The sequence below is a fragment of the Lysinibacillus sp. GW823-FHT02G10 genome (assembly GCF_058797135.1).
Genome location: NZ_JBXAJI010000001.1, coordinates 1,804,379 through 1,818,591 on the forward strand (window position 1 = coordinate 1,804,379; position 14,213 = coordinate 1,818,591).

Genomic DNA, 14,213 nt, shown 5'->3' on the forward strand with positions numbered 1-14,213 from the left:
ATTAGAAATCGTATATTATGAAAAATAACAAACAAAGCCCCATAACTTCATACGTTATGAGACTTTATATTTTAATAAAATAGTAATAAAAGAGTTCCTACAATAAAACAATAATACGTAAAGTAGCTAAGTTTGCCACTTTTCATAATGCCCATAAACCAACGCATCGCAAAATAAGTCATAATGAGTGTTGCCAAGAAAGTGGCGGCATATGGAAGAGCTAAGGCACCTTTATTCGGCTCGTCTAAAAAATCTGTAATGCCAAGGACTACCCCACCCAAACTTACAGGAATATAAAGCATAAAGGAAAAACGTAAGGCTGTATCCTGCTTCATCCCTACTGCTATGGCGGAAATAATCGTAGCTCCTGAACGGCTAATGCCTGGCGTTAAAGCAACTGCTTGCCCCAGCCCTACAATGATGGCATCTTTAGCACGTAAATCTGCATCTTTCTTCTTGCCACGCATATTACGAATTAACCATAATGCAGTCCCTGTCACAAATAGCATGAGCGCAATCGTTGTCATACTTACGTTATCTGCAATAACATCACTTAATAACACCCCTAAAACGCCAGCAGGAATTGAACCGATGACAATATAGAGAGCAAAGCGAAAATCTGCGTTATACCGCTTTTCTCTAGTTTTCAAGTAAAGAAAAAAATGACTGATCAGACGAACAATATCCTCACGATAAATATACATAATAGCAAGTAACGAAGCTGTATTGGTTAAGATGGCAAAAGTAAAACCTTGTTCACCTAGTCCCAGCATTTCGCTAGCAATCATTACATGTCCACTCGACGATACAGGAATTGGCTCTGTAAAGCCTTGGACAAGTCCAATAATGATATGCTTGACAATTAACATAATATCGATATTTTCCATAAAAACCTCCTCCTCAGTATGTATGTCCCAAACGTTACATTAGACGACATAATCGAAGAAAAGTTCTGAATTTACACAACAAAAAAGTCACCTCACACAATGTTGAGATGACTTTCTTCAAAAGGTTTTTTATTTTGCAAGCGTATTTTCAGCTGCTTGCACTGTGTTGAATAGTAACATTGTGATGGTCATTGGTCCTACACCACCTGGTACAGGCGTAATATGAGACGCAATTCCATCTACTTCTGCAAAGTTTACGTCACCGCATAATTTATTGTTGTCATCGCGATTAATGCCTACATCAATAACAACAGCCCCTTCTTTCACGTGCTCTTTCGTAATAAAGTTTGCACGTCCGACTGCGGCAATTAAAATATCTGCTTGTTTTGTAAATGAAGGTAAATCTGGCGTTTTAGAGTGTGTATAGGTTACCGTTGCATCCTTTTGTAAAAGTAGTTGTCCCATTGGTTTACCAACGATATGACTACGACCTACGATTACAGCATGCTTTCCTGCGATTTCAATTCCTGAATACTCAAGAAGCTTCATCACGCCAAACGGTGTACAAGGTAAAAATGTTTCTTGGCCAAGCATCATTTTCCCAACGCTTACAGGTGAGAATCCATCCACATCCTTCTCGACAGCAATCGTTGCAATGACTGTATCCTCATCAATATGTTTTGGGAGTGGTAATTGAACTAAAATACCATGAATATCCTCACGTTGATTTAAAAGCTCAATTTGTGCTAGTAATTCCTCTTGCGTTGTCTCTTCGGGTAATTTAATGAGTTCTGAAAACATACCAATCGCTTCACAAGATTTTTGTTTATTTCTCACATATGTAGCTGATGCCTGGTTGTCTCCAACTAACACAACCGCTAAACCAGGTGTCAATCCTCGCTCTTTTAAACGAATGACACGCTCTGCTACAGCATTACGAATTTCTTGACCAATCTCTTTACCATTAATAATTGCACTTGACATAAACCTTCGTTACTCCTTCCAATTCAACACATTATTCTTGTTCTGTAAATTTAGAAAGTACACCATTGACGAATTTAGATGAACTATCATCGCCAAATGTTTTACATAACTCGATTGCTTCGTTTAGTACTACTCTTTTTGGTGTTTCTGGCATGTATAACAATTCATATACAGCTAAACGTAAAACCGTTCTTTCAATTTTGGGTAGACGGGCAAGTGACCACTTTTCAAGATGCTGTTCTAATGTAGCATCGATTTCCTCCAAATGTTCAGCTGTTCCATTTACGATCTTTTCGTAGAAGGCATTGGTAGGTTGACCTTTAATATGGCCCATTGCTTCTTCAACTGTTAGATCCGTATTGTCTAGCTGAAACAAAACTTGCAACGCTTTTTCGCGTGCTTCATGTCGTTTCATGTAAAGCTCTCCTTCTTAAGTGGCATTAAGGTTTATAATAGCATAAAATCACATGAGAAACACGATTTCAAGCAAGTTTTCAATAATCTGAACCTTTTTCAAGGAACTTTTTGTTTAAGCCCACTTCTCATCGAATAGTGGTATTCCAAAAATGAATGTTTCCTGTTCGTAATGGTATAATAAAGAAAAAACTTTAGAGGTGTCACAATGCAAACTGAAGCTATATGTCTTAGCTGCAAAAAACATTTAAAATGGTTGACAGTGAAGAACAATATCAACAAATGAAGGAACGTACATCTCACCTATTTTACTGGGTGGATGCAAGCATAAAATTCGTTTTGATGCCATTCGAAACTTTTTTAGCTTTTATTAGTGGAGGCCATTTATGAAGGAACATTATTATACGATAGGTGAGGTTGCCAAACTTTCAAACTTATCGGTTCAGACATTACGTTATTATGATCAAATTGATTTATTTAAGCCTGCTTATATCGATACCTTCACCAATTATCGGTATTATAAAGGCAATCAGCTATTCTATTTAGACATTATAAAGTCCCTTAAATATATCGGCGTGACGCTCGATGATATAAAAAAAGCACTTAGATTAACCTCAGAGGAATTGCTTGATTTTTTAGCTCAGCAGGAGCTACGCATCAATGAAAAAATTTCACGTTTAAACGAAGCAAAAAATACCTTACTGAAAACAAAAAAGCAATTACAAGAGCAAATTGATATCCCAGTCTTCGGTGAGATTTATGCGCAAATAGAGGAAGCAATGCCCGTTCTTCAAGTAACCACTACTGAATTAACACCGACATCGAGCACCAGTACATACTATGCCACTTTAATTAAAATCATCGAAAAGGAAGGCAGTGTCTTAAACAGTCGTTATGGCTGTATTTATCCACTAGAGCCCTATAAAGATGTCAATGACATCATTTATGATGCTATTTTCACTCCCCTATTAACGGAGCGCACATTTTCGCAGCTTTCACCAAACATACAACAAACCATTATTCCTGGCGGTAAATATGTATGCATTGCCTTTATTTACGATCCTGATACTTATTTTTCATTCTATGAAAAGTTGAGAAATCATGTATTAGCTCAGGAGGAACTATTTGAGTCGCAAGTGTATGAGCTATACATGCCAGCAACGCTCACTATGGAACAAGAAAAGAAATTTATAGTAGAATTAAAGATTAGGCAAAAACAAGAGACACAAAATTCCTCCGAAAAAGTAGTGGCGCATTCGTATAACTCTCAGCCAGAACTCCCAAACTGATAAAAATTTTAAAAAATAAAAACAAATCTTTTGACCCTATAGTTACTATAGGGTTTATCGTATTACATGGAAATATTCTAGTAGATTGAAAACATGTATCGCGAACAATTAGAAGGAGAAGTTTATGAGCAAGAAACAAAATATAACCTTAGCTATTTTATTATCTAATCTTTTCATTGCCTTTTTAGGGATTGGTTTAGTCATCCCTGTTTTACCAACCATCATGAATGAGCTACATATTTCTGGCTCTGTTGTTGGTTATATGGTGGCAGCCTTTGCCATTACACAATTAATTGCATCACCAATTGCAGGTAAGCTTGTTGATAATATTGGCCGCAAAGTTATGATTGTTGCAGGTCTTTTTATTTTTGGACTTTCTGAGTTTTTATTTGGGTTTGGTCGTTCTGTTGAAATTCTTTTTGTCTCTCGTATGTTAGGTGGCGTGAGTGCCGCTTTCATTATGCCAGCTGTAACCGCCTATATAGCTGATATTACGACATTGGCACAGCGCCCTAAGGCACTTGGCTATATGAGTGCAGCCATTAGCACAGGTTTTATTATCGGCCCTGGGATCGGTGGTTTTTTAGCTGAAATTGGTACACGTGTCCCATTTTATGCAGCTGGGGTACTTGGTCTGTTCGCAGCTATCCTGTCATTGCTGTTTTTAAAAGAGCCAACACGTGCTACAGACAATGAAGAAGTAGCACAATCCATGTTAGGTAGTGTCAAACGTGTGTTTAGTCCACTCTACTTCATACCATTCATTCTTATTTTCGTGTTATCATTTGGCCTCGCTGCATTCGAATCATTGTTTAGCTTATTCGTTGATCACAAATTTGCGTTTACACCATCGGATATTGCCATAATTATTACAGGAAGTGGTATTGTTGGGGCACTAGCTCAATTAATACTATTTGATTGGCTGACAAAGAAAATGGGTGAGATTAATGTTATTCGTTACTCACTAATCCTTTCAGCAGTATTAACATTCGCCATGACGATCGTGAGTCATTATTTTGCCATCTTATTCGTGACATTCTTTATTTTCGTAGGCTTCGATTTAATTCGACCTGCTGTTACTTCGTATTTATCGAAAATTGCCGGAAATGAACAAGGATTTGTTGGTGGCATGAACTCTATGTTTACAAGTCTTGGTAATATTTTTGGCCCAATTCTAGGTGGGATATTGTTCGATATCAATCTGAACTATCCATACTACTTTGCTACAATCGTATTGGTGCTAGGCGTCATACTTGCGTTATTCTGGAGAAAGCCAAAGCATATAGAATTATAAAATAGCGATACATCCACATGAACATCCTAGAGAAATCCATATAAAAAGGACTGCCCAATGATGAACGAATCATCATTGGGCAATCCTTTTCTTTTTTATTCATGCACTACTGTCTCTTCTTTTTCAAAGTGAATACCTGTAATATGCACATTTACTTCTGCTGTTTCTAGTGCCGTCATATTAAAAATAGCCTGACGGATTTGCGTTTGAACTTCTTTTGCTACTTTAGGAATGGCATATCCATATTTCACAGAGCAAAATACATCAATCGCAATTTCACCAGTTTCCGTTACACCTGATTTAATGCCTTTATTGTGTACTTTTTTACCGAAACGTTCCACGACACCCGTCGCAATATTCCCACGAGTTGCAGCAATGCCTTCTACTTCATTGACAGCAATCCCAGCCACAACCTCGATCACCTCTGCCGCTACCTCAATTTTTCCAAGCTCTTCTTTCCCAGAAGGTGTTGGTTGTACGAAAGATTGTCCTACTTTCTCTGCCATACAAATATCATCCTTTCCCTTACACATCACAAACAAGTGCTGTACTTACATTTATTATACTATAAAAAGGAAGGTTTGGCTGTCGAAAGCCGTTTTAATTTAAAACCGACTTTACTGATCCACGACATCGATTAAATAAATTCCCTTTTCAAATCCCCCACGAGCTTTCTTCTTGTGTACACGGGTCGCTTCTAGCTCCTCAAAGCTTACACCTAGCACACCGATAGCCATATGAATGAGCTCCAGTATGTCTGCGAGCTCTTCAACACTATCTTCTTTATGCTGGGCTTCGTAAAATTCTGTAGCTTCTTCTATCATTTTAGCCTTTATTGCCTTTACCAGCTCACTAGGTTCTAAAATGCGTGCATGATAGGATAAACCCTTCGCTTCAATTACTTCTAAAATTTTATCCCTCACTAGCTTATTGTATATTGGCATCCATTGTTTCACTCCTTTTCAGGGGGATGACTATTTCTTTCTTCTATTATATAGTATTCTTTCTATAATATAGAATTGATTTGAGATAAAGTAGAGGTAGAGTATGTTACAAAAATGGTTGTTTGGCATCGGTGGGGTTGTCCTCATGTTTACAATGTTTTTTTTATTTTTTGGGAATAGTGCTAGTGAAGATACATTGCTTGCGAAAAATATAATGGAAAAAGCAAATAATGGTACAACTATAGTTTCACTAAATAAATTAACGGATTTTGATTGGGAAAAAGCGCAAATTTTTGGACCTTATACAACGAAAGATGCGATTGAAGAAACAATGAACATACAGTTTAAAGGTAGTATTAGTGGATTAGATGTACGGGAAGATATTTTCCTTCTTGTATTTGCGAAAGAAGGCCATGCGATAAAGACAGCTGTGCTTTACAGAAACATAGGAGATTATTCAACAAAGAATGGTATGTTAACACCAGATAACGATCTTCTATCTATAAAATAGAACTTTTATAATCTTTTTCACACTTCAACTAGTACGGTTTAAGCTTCTATAACGGTCAATCTTACTTCTATGATTGATCTTCCTACCTGCAAGTAAGTCTTCTATCTAGTTATGCTTAGACATAAAAAACCTCCTAACTAATAATAGCTAGGAGGTTTAAACTTGCGAACGCTTACTTCACTTTTTCTGCTACACCCAATACATCGTTCTCTTCTAGGAACTTCGTATTGAATTGCGCTGATTTGAAGACATCATTGTTCATTAGTGCTTGGTGGAATGGAATGGTTGTATTAATTCCAGGACCAGATACTTCGAATTCACTTAAGGCGCGGTTCATTTTTGCAATCGCTTCTTCACGTGTATCCGCGTGAACAATTAGTTTTGCTACCATTGAATCGTAATATGGTGGGATTGTATAGCCTGCATAGACAGCAGAATCAATACGTACACCATAGCCACCTGGTGTTATATACGTATCAACAGTTCCTGCTGAAGGCATGAAGTTTTTATAGGCATTTTCTGCGTTAATACGGCATTCAATCGCCCAACCATTTAATTTTATATCATCTTGTGTGAATGGAAGCTTCTCACCAGATGCAATTTTTAATTGTTGTTGTACAAGATCTACACCAGAAATCATTTCTGTTACTGGGTGCTCAACCTGAATACGAGTGTTCATTTCCATGAAGTAGAACTTGTCCTCTTGATAGTCATAGATAAACTCGATTGTGCCAGCACCTTCATAGTTACATGCTTGTGCCGCTTTTACTGCAGCTGCACCCATTTCAGCACGACGCTCAGAGGATAGGGCTGGAGATGGAGCTTCCTCTACTAACTTCTGCATACGACGTTGAACCGTACAGTCACGTTCGCCTAAATGCACCACGTTACCGTAGCCATCTGCTAAAACTTGGATTTCACAGTGACGGAAGTACTCGATAAATTTCTCTAAATATACGCCAGGGTTACCGAATGCTGCAGCAGCCTCTTTTTGCGTAATTTCAATACCTTTTACAAGATCTTCTTCTGTACGTGCTACACGGATTCCTTTACCGCCACCACCAGCAGTTGCTTTGATGATGACAGGGTAACCAATTTTAGCAGCCCATTCTTTACCAGTTTCGATATCTGGTACAATACCAGTACCTGGAACAAGTGGAACGCCTGCTGCTTCCATTGTTGTACGTGCAACGTCCTTGATGCCCATAATTTTAATAGAATCAGATGATGGACCGATAAATTTAATGCCAGCGTTTTCACAAGCTTCAGCAAAATCAGCGTTTTCTGATACGAAGCCATATCCTGGGTGGATGCCATCAGCACCTGTCTTTTCAGCTACGCTAAGTAGCGCTGGGAAGCTAAGATAAGAATCTTTTGATAGCTTCGGTCCGATGCAATAAGCTTCGTCTGCTAACTTCACATGTAATGCGTCAGCATCTGCTTCAGAGTACACAGCAACCGATTGAATGCCTAACTCTTTACAAGCACGAATGATACGCACAGCGATTTCGCCGCGGTTTGCAATTAAAACTTTTTTCATTTGTTTTGCACTCCTTACTTAGCTTTTACAAGGAATAATGGTTGGCCGTACTCTACTAAGTCGCCATCTTTAACTAGAATTTCAACGATTTCCCCTTGCACTTCTGCTTCGATTTCGTTGAATAATTTCATTGCTTCTACGATACATACGATTGTTTCGTCCCCTACTTTGTCACCCACTTTTACGTAAGCAGGAGAATCTGGGTTTGGTGCTTGATAGAAAGTACCGACCATTGGAGATACAATTTTATGTAACGATGGGTCGTTAACTGATGGTGCCGCTGCAGCTGGTGCTGGCGCTTCTTCTTTCGCTGGTGCAGATGTTACTGCTGGAGCTTCTGCTGGTGCAGATTGTTGTACAACAGGGGCTACTACTTCTTTTTTAGGTGCTACAGTTTCTGTAACAACAACATTATTCTTTTTAAGTTTTACTTTTGCGCCATCTACTTCATACACAAACTCGTCAATAGAAGAAGAATCCACTAATTTGATAATTTCACGAATTTCTTGAATTTTGAACATTTCTAACTCTCCTTATGAATTAAAATCTACTACAATAACTATTCTATATTTTTTCGTATCAATTTGAAATAGTTAAATGAAAATTAAGTAAATATGAACAAAATAAAAGGCTTTCCTTTACTAAGCGAAAGCCTTTTCATGAAGCTGATATATAACAACCTTTTAATAATTAACTAAAAATTTATTTTTTTCTTTATTTTTTAATAATTATTTGCACTGAACTTAACTTGCACATCATTTGCGCCTTCCATCTCTGTTTTTACCAAATAAATAATTTCGTTTGCTTGGGCTTTTGACAATTCCTCTGCCATCACTGTCACCGACACTTTTTCTCCCTCAGCACGAACAAACGCATCAGAGTAGCCTAATGATTTTACGAGCATCTCAAGCATAGCTTCAGCTGATTCACGTTTAATAAGGCCATCCATTTCATTATATGCCTCATTTTTTTCTTCGGCAGAATATTCTTCTGAGGCAATCTTTTGTGTTAACTGTTCACGAAGCTGGCTTCTCTCATCACTAACCTGCATACGCATTTCTTCAAATAAGTGACTTGGTGAAGATACTTCTTGTGTTATATCATTTGTTGCCTCCTGATCTGTAACACCTGTGACAGCTGTTTGTTGCAGTGTATCATCTGTAAAAATAGTAAGACCATTGAATTGCTTTGCTGGATCTACCAAATAATACACTGAAATGACTGCTACTAAACTTAATAATGTCATAAACCAAACTGTTCTTCTACGTACGCGCATTTACTTTTCCTCCTTATTTTCCATTGGAACGATAATAATTCGATGAATCGGTAATTGCATCACTTGACTGACGACAGCACGAATTTCATTTTTCACAAAGATATCGGAAGCACCCTCTGAAACAACGAGCATTCCTGTCACGTTTTTCGTGCCTTGTTCAGTCCCTCGAAAATATTGGCTGAATAGTTTATTGGCATTCTGATCATCTGTCATCTCTCCATAATAAAAGTAGACTTTAACCTTCCCAACACCTTCCATTGCCTTCAGGGTTTGCTCAAGTTTTTCTTCATTCGTGAGCGGTGAACCATTGTCGCTTGTTGAATTCGTTTGATACATAGGTAAAATGATGAAAATTCCCACGGAGGCAGCTATCAAAATTAAAACCATCAATGACGTTGTTTTTTTTCGTGTCTTTTCCACATCACTTGTACATTGCCTCCTTTCATCTTCTCTTTTTCAAGTGTATGTACGCTTGTTTCTTCCTATGAATTGATAAATGGAATCTTTAATAGCAATTGCAAAAATACTAACGTGATGACCAACTTTGTCAGTGAAATTATTTCCTTATCATCCGTTAGAAACACAAAAATCTGACAGACAAACAGCAATGCCAATAAAAGAATCAATCTATCTCCCCCCTGCCATGACTTGTACGAACACAATGAGGAAAAAACAAGAAAACATAAATGAAAAAGCAATTAAAAATGATACAGCACATAAAGTAAATAGTGATTTGCTAACTTGATCTAGTAGTCTACAAATATCATCAAAGGCAATCGGTTCTAAAATAGCAGCGAGCATTTTCAAAGAATAGGCACTAACTACAAGCTGCACGGTTGGGATAAAAGACACCGTAATGACGGCGATAAAGGCGCTAATACTTGTAAGAGAAGATGTAAATTGAGTCATATGCTGAAACATCGAAAAACTATCCACAATAAAAGAACCAACAACTGGAATATTTTCTTCAATTAATTTTTTGACGGGCTCTGCTACAGCCGCATTGACACTAAATGCTGCTACACCGCTTGCGGTCATCAGTAAGACATAGCAAATAACTGAGGCCGACACGATGCTCATAATTGTAAAGCGAATCAATTCAGCTATTCGAGTAAAGGATATTTCCTTTACGATCACACTGCATACATCAAAGACAATGGCCAAAAGCACGCCAGGAATAAGCCACTTACTACTGATAATGGTGAGGACTTGTACAAAAAACAGTAAAAAAGGCTGCCAGGAAGCAATCGCTGTAATACTACTGGATAATAAAAAGCTTGATGTAAGAATCGGATAAAATGCCGTAAATAGATGGGCTAGTCCTTGTGCAATTTCATCAATTAATGTAAAGGAGTTGACAACAACAGGACCGATTGTTGCTAAAACGATAAGAAAAAAAAGTATCCTTGTCCCTTTTTCAAACTCTGGTAATAGCATGTTCACAATCAAAATGATGATGACGTAGCTGCAAAGCATGAGCGTCATCTTGAGCAAGAGAAAGAATGGGTCGATTAAAAACGATAATATTTGCTCCTGCAATGGCTTCGCTCCTTAGTTTAGCCTTTTTAAAATGGCCGACACCTCCTGTAGAACAGCCAGAAATTCTTTAAACCAATACAGCAAAATCACAATTTTCACCGCAGCAAAAACGATGTTCCCGAGCACTTTATAATTATGTTCTGCCAAAAGCAATGCCACCCACTGCCCGACATAGAACATACTTGCACTGATTAAAATAGCCTTCGCATAAGGTAAAAACGCAAGTGTTTCTAACAATTGTTTGGCGAAAGGCAATAAAAGCGTCGAGAACAACATGCCAAAAAGCAAAAAAGAAAACATCACACTGATTAGCGCATGGAGTGGCTGTATAACTTCTTTTATCAGCAATAATAAAAGCAGCATGACAACAGCGACGATGACAATTTCCATTCACATTACCCGGATGAGGTAAGCCATTGGAAGAAGGTTAAAATCTCATTAAAGAATAGACGTAAAAATCGAAGTAATTCTGCTGTCATATATAAGTAAGCAATGAAAAAGAGGAAAAATGAAAACTCCTTCTTCCCTGTTTGATCAAAGAAAACATGAAGAAGCGCAACGACTAGTCCCACTCCAGCAACTCTTAATACGTCTTGTAATTCCATTCCTACGCCCCCTCGTGTACAGCAATATATGTCGCTCTTCAAAAAAAAAGACCTCTATACAGATGTATAGAGATCTTCTACGATAAAAAATTATAATAGTTTGCTCACAATGTTTTTCACCGTATCCGTTTGCTGTATGAGGTGACTATTTTCACCCATCCACATGGATAAATATTCTGCATTACCTTGCTCAGCACTTTCCTTACGAATGGTAGTCGTTAGATAATTTTGTAGTGGATAGGGTGCTACTGTCGCATCCTCCATACGTTTCGTGAAATCATTTGCTAAACCTCTTGCTGGTTTACCAGTAAATGCAAGCGTAATCGTCGTTTGTTGTTCTTTTGATGCCAATACAGCATTTTTATAGAGTGGCGAAATTTCGCATTCATCTGCTACTAGTAAAGCCGTACCAATTTGTACTGCCTGTGCCCCACTTTCAAGTGCCTTTTGAATATCCTCTTTGGTTACAAGGCCTCCCGCAGCTATAATCGGAATCGCAACTTTTCCCACTACTTGTTGTAGTAAGTCATGTAATGGAATTAATTGCAAAGGGTCAGTAAAAGAGCCTCGATGACCGCCAGCCTCTCCCCCTTGTAATACAACCGCATCCATTCCTGCTTGCTCCACCAGTATGGCTTCCTCTAATGTGGTTGCAGTACCAATCGTATAGACGCCATGATCTTTTAATTGTTTAAGAACAGCCGGAGATGGCAGCCCAAATGTAAATGAACAAACTGCTACCTTTTCTTCAATCACAGCTTGAACCTGTCCCGCAAAAACTTCCTTTGATGTTACGCTCTGTACAGGGGATAATCCTAATTCATCGTAAAAAGGTTGCAGTGCCATTCTGGCTTGTTGTAAAACCTCGACATCAATTTTGGGTTCTTCTTGCACAAATAAATTGACCGCAAAGGGCTTTGTCGTTAATTTCTTCACTTCTTGAATAAACTGCTTTGTTTGTTCACCATCTAAGTAACCTGCACCAATTGAACCTAATAGGCCTGCCTCAGCACAAGCCGCCACAAATTTAGGTGATGTCACGCCTGCCATTGGTGCTTGTATAATTGGATATCGCATATCAAATGTTGTTTGTAGCATACCTTTCACTCCTTACTCTGATTGTAAACAATTCTACCAGTAATGACCATCTATCGGATGATAGAAACTTGATAGTACCTCAATAAAAATTAAATAGTGCTTCTATCTATTATCACATTAAATGAACGATTTGACAGTATATGTATAAGAAAAAAATAAAAACCTACTCTTTAATGAAAAGAGTAGGCTGATCATTATGCACGCGAAACGTAAGAACCTTCATCCGTGTTAATGATTAAAACGTCACCTTGGTTAACGAAGAATGGTACTTGTACGATTAGACCTGTTTCAAGAGTAGCAGGTTTTGTACCGCCAGAAGCTGTATCACCTTTGATTCCTGGTTCTGTTTCTGTTACTTCTAATTGAACAGTGTTTGGTAATTCAACACCTAACATTTCACCTTGGTAAGATTGAATATGCACTTCCATGTTTTCTTTTAGGAATTTTAATTCATACTCAATAGCAGATGAAGCTAGTTCAGTTTGCTCATATGATTCCAAGTCCATAAATACATGCTCGTCACCTTGTGCATATAAATATTGCATTTTACGATTATCGATTTGTGCCTTTTCAACTTTTTCACCAGCGCGGAATGTTTTTTCATTCACTGAGCCGTTACGTAGGTTACGTAATTTAGAACGTACGAACGCAGCACCTTTACCTGGTTTTACGTGTTGGAAATCTAACACGCGGTATAATTGGCCATCAACAATAATTGTTAGACCTGTACGGAAATCGTTTACTGAGATCATTTGTGTTCCTCCAAAGTTTATAAAATAATGAGTTCTTTTGACGAATGTGTTAGTAGTTCATTACCCGTTTCTGTGATTAAAATATCATCCTCGATACGGACACCACCGATTCCAGGTAAGTAAACACCTGGTTCAATCGTCACGGCCATACCTGGCTCTAGCACTGTATCAGAACGCATCGATAAGCCAGGGCCTTCATGTACTTCAAGACCAATACCGTGTCCTAAAGAATGACCAAATGCTTCGCCATATCCTTTTTCTTTTAAGTAGTCACGTGCAATCGCGTCCGCTTGAATACCTGTTAATCCAGGACCCACTTTTTCAAGTGCTAACAGTTGAGAAGCAAGGACTGTATTGTACATATCTACCAATTTTTCAGATGGTTCTCCCACAGCCACAGTACGTGTGATATCCGAAATATAGCCATTATAAAGCGCACCAAAGTCTAATGTAACAAAGTCGCCTTTTTCAATCACTTTATTCGTTGCAACGCCGTGTGGTAATGCTGAACGAAGACCAGACGCAACAATCGTGTCAAACGAAGACTGAGTTGCTCCTTGTTTACGCATGAAAAATTCTAATTCATTCGAAACTTCAAGCTCGGTTTTACCAGGCTTGATGAAGCCTAAAATATGTGTAAATGCGTGATCTGCAATTTCACACGCAGCCTTAATAATATTAATCTCTTGTTCCGTCTTAATCAAGCGAATTTTTTCAATTAGCCCAGAAATCGGCACTAAATCTGCTTGAATCTTCGATTTATACAGTTCATAAGTGCCATAGCTTACAGTATCTTTCTCAAAGCCTAATAATTTGATACCCATATTATTTACTTGAGTAGCAATTTCTTCAATAATTGTGGCTTCATGCTTGACAATACGGAAGTCCTGAATTTGTGCAGCAGCCTGCTCTGTATAACGGAAATCTGTAATAAATACAGCATCATTTTGAGACACAATTGCTACGCCTGCTGTCCCTGTAAAACCTGTCATATAGCGACGGTTGTACCCATTCGTAATTAAAATACCATCGATGCTTTGTTCTTGAAGTGCTTTACGTAGCTTTTGTAATTTCAACATA

19 protein-coding genes are annotated in these 14,213 nt (G+C 38.0%); 3 read left to right on the forward strand and 16 right to left on the reverse strand.

Annotation, left to right across the window (positions count from 1 at the left end; translation table 11 throughout):
• Positions 1–71 precede the first annotated feature (71 nt).
• The 3 genes from AC1RFD_RS09380 to nusB form a co-directional block, all read right to left on the reverse strand.
• On the reverse strand, positions 72–887 hold the full coding sequence (locus AC1RFD_RS09380; protein WP_048392294.1) for an undecaprenyl-diphosphate phosphatase: 816 nt from the start codon (positions 885–887) through the stop codon (positions 72–74).
• A 129-nt stretch (positions 888–1,016) separates the two neighbouring features.
• Positions 1,017–1,871 carry a bifunctional methylenetetrahydrofolate dehydrogenase/methenyltetrahydrofolate cyclohydrolase FolD gene (folD, locus tag AC1RFD_RS09385; protein WP_054549163.1) on the reverse strand — a complete coding sequence of 285 codons (855 nt, stop codon included), beginning with the start codon at positions 1,869–1,871 and terminating at the stop codon, positions 1,017–1,019.
• 31 nt (positions 1,872–1,902) lie between these two features.
• Entirely contained in the window at positions 1,903–2,286 is a 384-nt protein-coding gene (gene nusB, locus AC1RFD_RS09390) for a transcription antitermination factor NusB (RefSeq protein ID WP_004231146.1), read from the reverse strand.
• Positions 2,287–2,671: 385 nt separating this feature from the next.
• Here nusB and AC1RFD_RS09395 point away from each other — a divergent pair, with 385 nt between their 5' ends.
• Positions 2,672–3,574 carry a MerR family transcriptional regulator gene (locus AC1RFD_RS09395; RefSeq protein WP_492474855.1) on the forward strand — a complete coding sequence of 301 codons (903 nt, stop codon included), beginning with the start codon at positions 2,672–2,674 and terminating at the stop codon, positions 3,572–3,574.
• Positions 3,575–3,698: 124 nt separating this feature from the next.
• Positions 3,699–4,868 (forward strand): MFS transporter, encoded by a 1,170-nt coding sequence (locus AC1RFD_RS09400; RefSeq protein WP_492474856.1) that lies wholly within the window; start codon positions 3,699–3,701, stop codon positions 4,866–4,868.
• A gap of 95 nt (positions 4,869–4,963) precedes the next feature.
• On the opposite strand, the gene AC1RFD_RS09405 is transcribed toward AC1RFD_RS09400, so the two are convergent.
• Together AC1RFD_RS09405 and AC1RFD_RS09410 are read right to left on the reverse strand one after the other, a co-directional pair.
• On the reverse strand, positions 4,964–5,374 hold the full coding sequence (locus AC1RFD_RS09405) for an Asp23/Gls24 family envelope stress response protein (protein WP_004231142.1): 411 nt from the start codon (positions 5,372–5,374) through the stop codon (positions 4,964–4,966).
• 111 nt (positions 5,375–5,485) lie between these two features.
• Positions 5,486–5,812, reverse strand: coding sequence for a nucleoside triphosphate pyrophosphohydrolase (locus AC1RFD_RS09410; protein ID WP_048392290.1), 327 nt, complete (start codon positions 5,810–5,812; stop codon positions 5,486–5,488).
• Positions 5,813–5,915: 103 nt separating this feature from the next.
• Here AC1RFD_RS09410 and AC1RFD_RS09415 point away from each other — a divergent pair, with 103 nt between their 5' ends.
• Positions 5,916–6,323, forward strand: coding sequence for a hypothetical protein (locus tag AC1RFD_RS09415; RefSeq protein WP_066036190.1), 408 nt, complete (start codon positions 5,916–5,918; stop codon positions 6,321–6,323).
• A 172-nt stretch (positions 6,324–6,495) separates the two neighbouring features.
• Here the strand turns inward: AC1RFD_RS09415 and accC are convergent, their stop codons facing one another.
• The 11 genes from accC to AC1RFD_RS09470 all read right to left on the reverse strand — a co-directional run bounded on the left by accC (position 6,496) and on the right by AC1RFD_RS09470 (position 14,212).
• Positions 6,496–7,863 (reverse strand): acetyl-CoA carboxylase biotin carboxylase subunit, encoded by a 1,368-nt coding sequence (gene accC / locus AC1RFD_RS09420; protein WP_004231135.1) that lies wholly within the window; start codon positions 7,861–7,863, stop codon positions 6,496–6,498.
• A 14-nt stretch (positions 7,864–7,877) separates the two neighbouring features.
• Complete coding sequence (accB, locus tag AC1RFD_RS09425) at positions 7,878–8,384, reverse strand: acetyl-CoA carboxylase biotin carboxyl carrier protein (RefSeq protein ID WP_054549160.1); 507 nt, start codon at positions 8,382–8,384, stop codon at positions 7,878–7,880.
• 200 nt (positions 8,385–8,584) lie between these two features.
• Positions 8,585–9,139 (reverse strand): SpoIIIAH-like family protein, encoded by a 555-nt coding sequence (locus AC1RFD_RS09430; RefSeq protein ID WP_004231131.1) that lies wholly within the window; start codon positions 9,137–9,139, stop codon positions 8,585–8,587.
• On the reverse strand, positions 9,140–9,559 hold the full coding sequence (locus tag AC1RFD_RS09435) for a SpoIIIAG-related protein (protein ID WP_048392288.1): 420 nt from the start codon (positions 9,557–9,559) through the stop codon (positions 9,140–9,142).
• 62 nt (positions 9,560–9,621) lie between these two features.
• Positions 9,622–9,765: a hypothetical protein gene (locus AC1RFD_RS09440; protein WP_004231124.1), complete on the reverse strand. Its 144-nt coding sequence runs from the start codon at positions 9,763–9,765 to the stop codon at positions 9,622–9,624.
• Between the two features lies 1 nt (position 9,766).
• Positions 9,767–10,678 (reverse strand): stage III sporulation protein AE, encoded by a 912-nt coding sequence (locus AC1RFD_RS09445; protein ID WP_004231121.1) that lies wholly within the window; start codon positions 10,676–10,678, stop codon positions 9,767–9,769.
• Between the two features lie 12 nt (positions 10,679–10,690).
• On the reverse strand, positions 10,691–11,068 hold the full coding sequence (locus AC1RFD_RS09450) for a hypothetical protein (protein ID WP_016994741.1): 378 nt from the start codon (positions 11,066–11,068) through the stop codon (positions 10,691–10,693).
• Between the two features lie 5 nt (positions 11,069–11,073).
• On the reverse strand, positions 11,074–11,283 hold the full coding sequence (locus AC1RFD_RS09455) for a hypothetical protein (RefSeq protein WP_012295089.1): 210 nt from the start codon (positions 11,281–11,283) through the stop codon (positions 11,074–11,076).
• A gap of 90 nt (positions 11,284–11,373) precedes the next feature.
• Positions 11,374–12,381 (reverse strand): NAD(P)H-dependent flavin oxidoreductase, encoded by a 1,008-nt coding sequence (locus AC1RFD_RS09460; protein WP_048392287.1) that lies wholly within the window; start codon positions 12,379–12,381, stop codon positions 11,374–11,376.
• A gap of 194 nt (positions 12,382–12,575) precedes the next feature.
• Positions 12,576–13,133, reverse strand: coding sequence for an elongation factor P (efp, locus tag AC1RFD_RS09465; protein WP_004231115.1), 558 nt, complete (start codon positions 13,131–13,133; stop codon positions 12,576–12,578).
• 17 nt (positions 13,134–13,150) lie between these two features.
• Complete coding sequence (locus AC1RFD_RS09470; RefSeq protein ID WP_081010950.1) at positions 13,151–14,212, reverse strand: M24 family metallopeptidase; 1,062 nt, start codon at positions 14,210–14,212, stop codon at positions 13,151–13,153.
• Between the last annotated feature and the right edge of the window lies 1 nt (position 14,213).

Excerpts from the sequence above, each read along its gene's own strand:
- AC1RFD_RS09405 (WP_004231142.1), bottom strand. The coding sequence starts at position 5,374 with ATGGCAGAGAAAGTAGGACAATCTTTCGTACAACCAACACCTTCTGGG.
- AC1RFD_RS09395 (WP_492474855.1), top strand. The coding sequence starts at position 2,672 with ATGAAGGAACATTATTATACGATAGGTGAGGTTGCCAAACTTTCAAAC.
- AC1RFD_RS09430 (WP_004231131.1), bottom strand. The coding sequence starts at position 9,139 with ATGCGCGTACGTAGAAGAACAGTTTGGTTTATGACATTATTAAGTTTA.
- efp (WP_004231115.1), bottom strand. The coding sequence starts at position 13,133 with ATGATCTCAGTAAACGATTTCCGTACAGGTCTAACAATTATTGTTGAT.
- AC1RFD_RS09450 (WP_016994741.1), bottom strand. The coding sequence starts at position 11,068 with ATGGAAATTGTCATCGTCGCTGTTGTCATGCTGCTTTTATTATTGCTG.
- accB (WP_054549160.1), bottom strand. The coding sequence starts at position 8,384 with ATGTTCAAAATTCAAGAAATTCGTGAAATTATCAAATTAGTGGATTCT.
- AC1RFD_RS09455 (WP_012295089.1), bottom strand. The coding sequence starts at position 11,283 with ATGGAATTACAAGACGTATTAAGAGTTGCTGGAGTGGGACTAGTCGTT.
- AC1RFD_RS09380 (WP_048392294.1), bottom strand. The coding sequence starts at position 887 with ATGGAAAATATCGATATTATGTTAATTGTCAAGCATATCATTATTGGA.
- AC1RFD_RS09400 (WP_492474856.1), top strand. The coding sequence starts at position 3,699 with ATGAGCAAGAAACAAAATATAACCTTAGCTATTTTATTATCTAATCTT.
- accC (WP_004231135.1), bottom strand. The coding sequence starts at position 7,863 with ATGAAAAAAGTTTTAATTGCAAACCGCGGCGAAATCGCTGTGCGTATC.
- AC1RFD_RS09470 (WP_081010950.1), bottom strand. The coding sequence starts at position 14,212 with ATGTTGAAATTACAAAAGCTACGTAAAGCACTTCAAGAACAAAGCATC.
- AC1RFD_RS09415 (WP_066036190.1), top strand. The coding sequence starts at position 5,916 with ATGTTACAAAAATGGTTGTTTGGCATCGGTGGGGTTGTCCTCATGTTT.
- AC1RFD_RS09460 (WP_048392287.1), bottom strand. The coding sequence starts at position 12,381 with ATGCTACAAACAACATTTGATATGCGATATCCAATTATACAAGCACCA.
- nusB (WP_004231146.1), bottom strand. The coding sequence starts at position 2,286 with ATGAAACGACATGAAGCACGCGAAAAAGCGTTGCAAGTTTTGTTTCAG.
- folD (WP_054549163.1), bottom strand. The coding sequence starts at position 1,871 with ATGTCAAGTGCAATTATTAATGGTAAAGAGATTGGTCAAGAAATTCGT.
- AC1RFD_RS09410 (WP_048392290.1), bottom strand. The coding sequence starts at position 5,812 with ATGCCAATATACAATAAGCTAGTGAGGGATAAAATTTTAGAAGTAATT.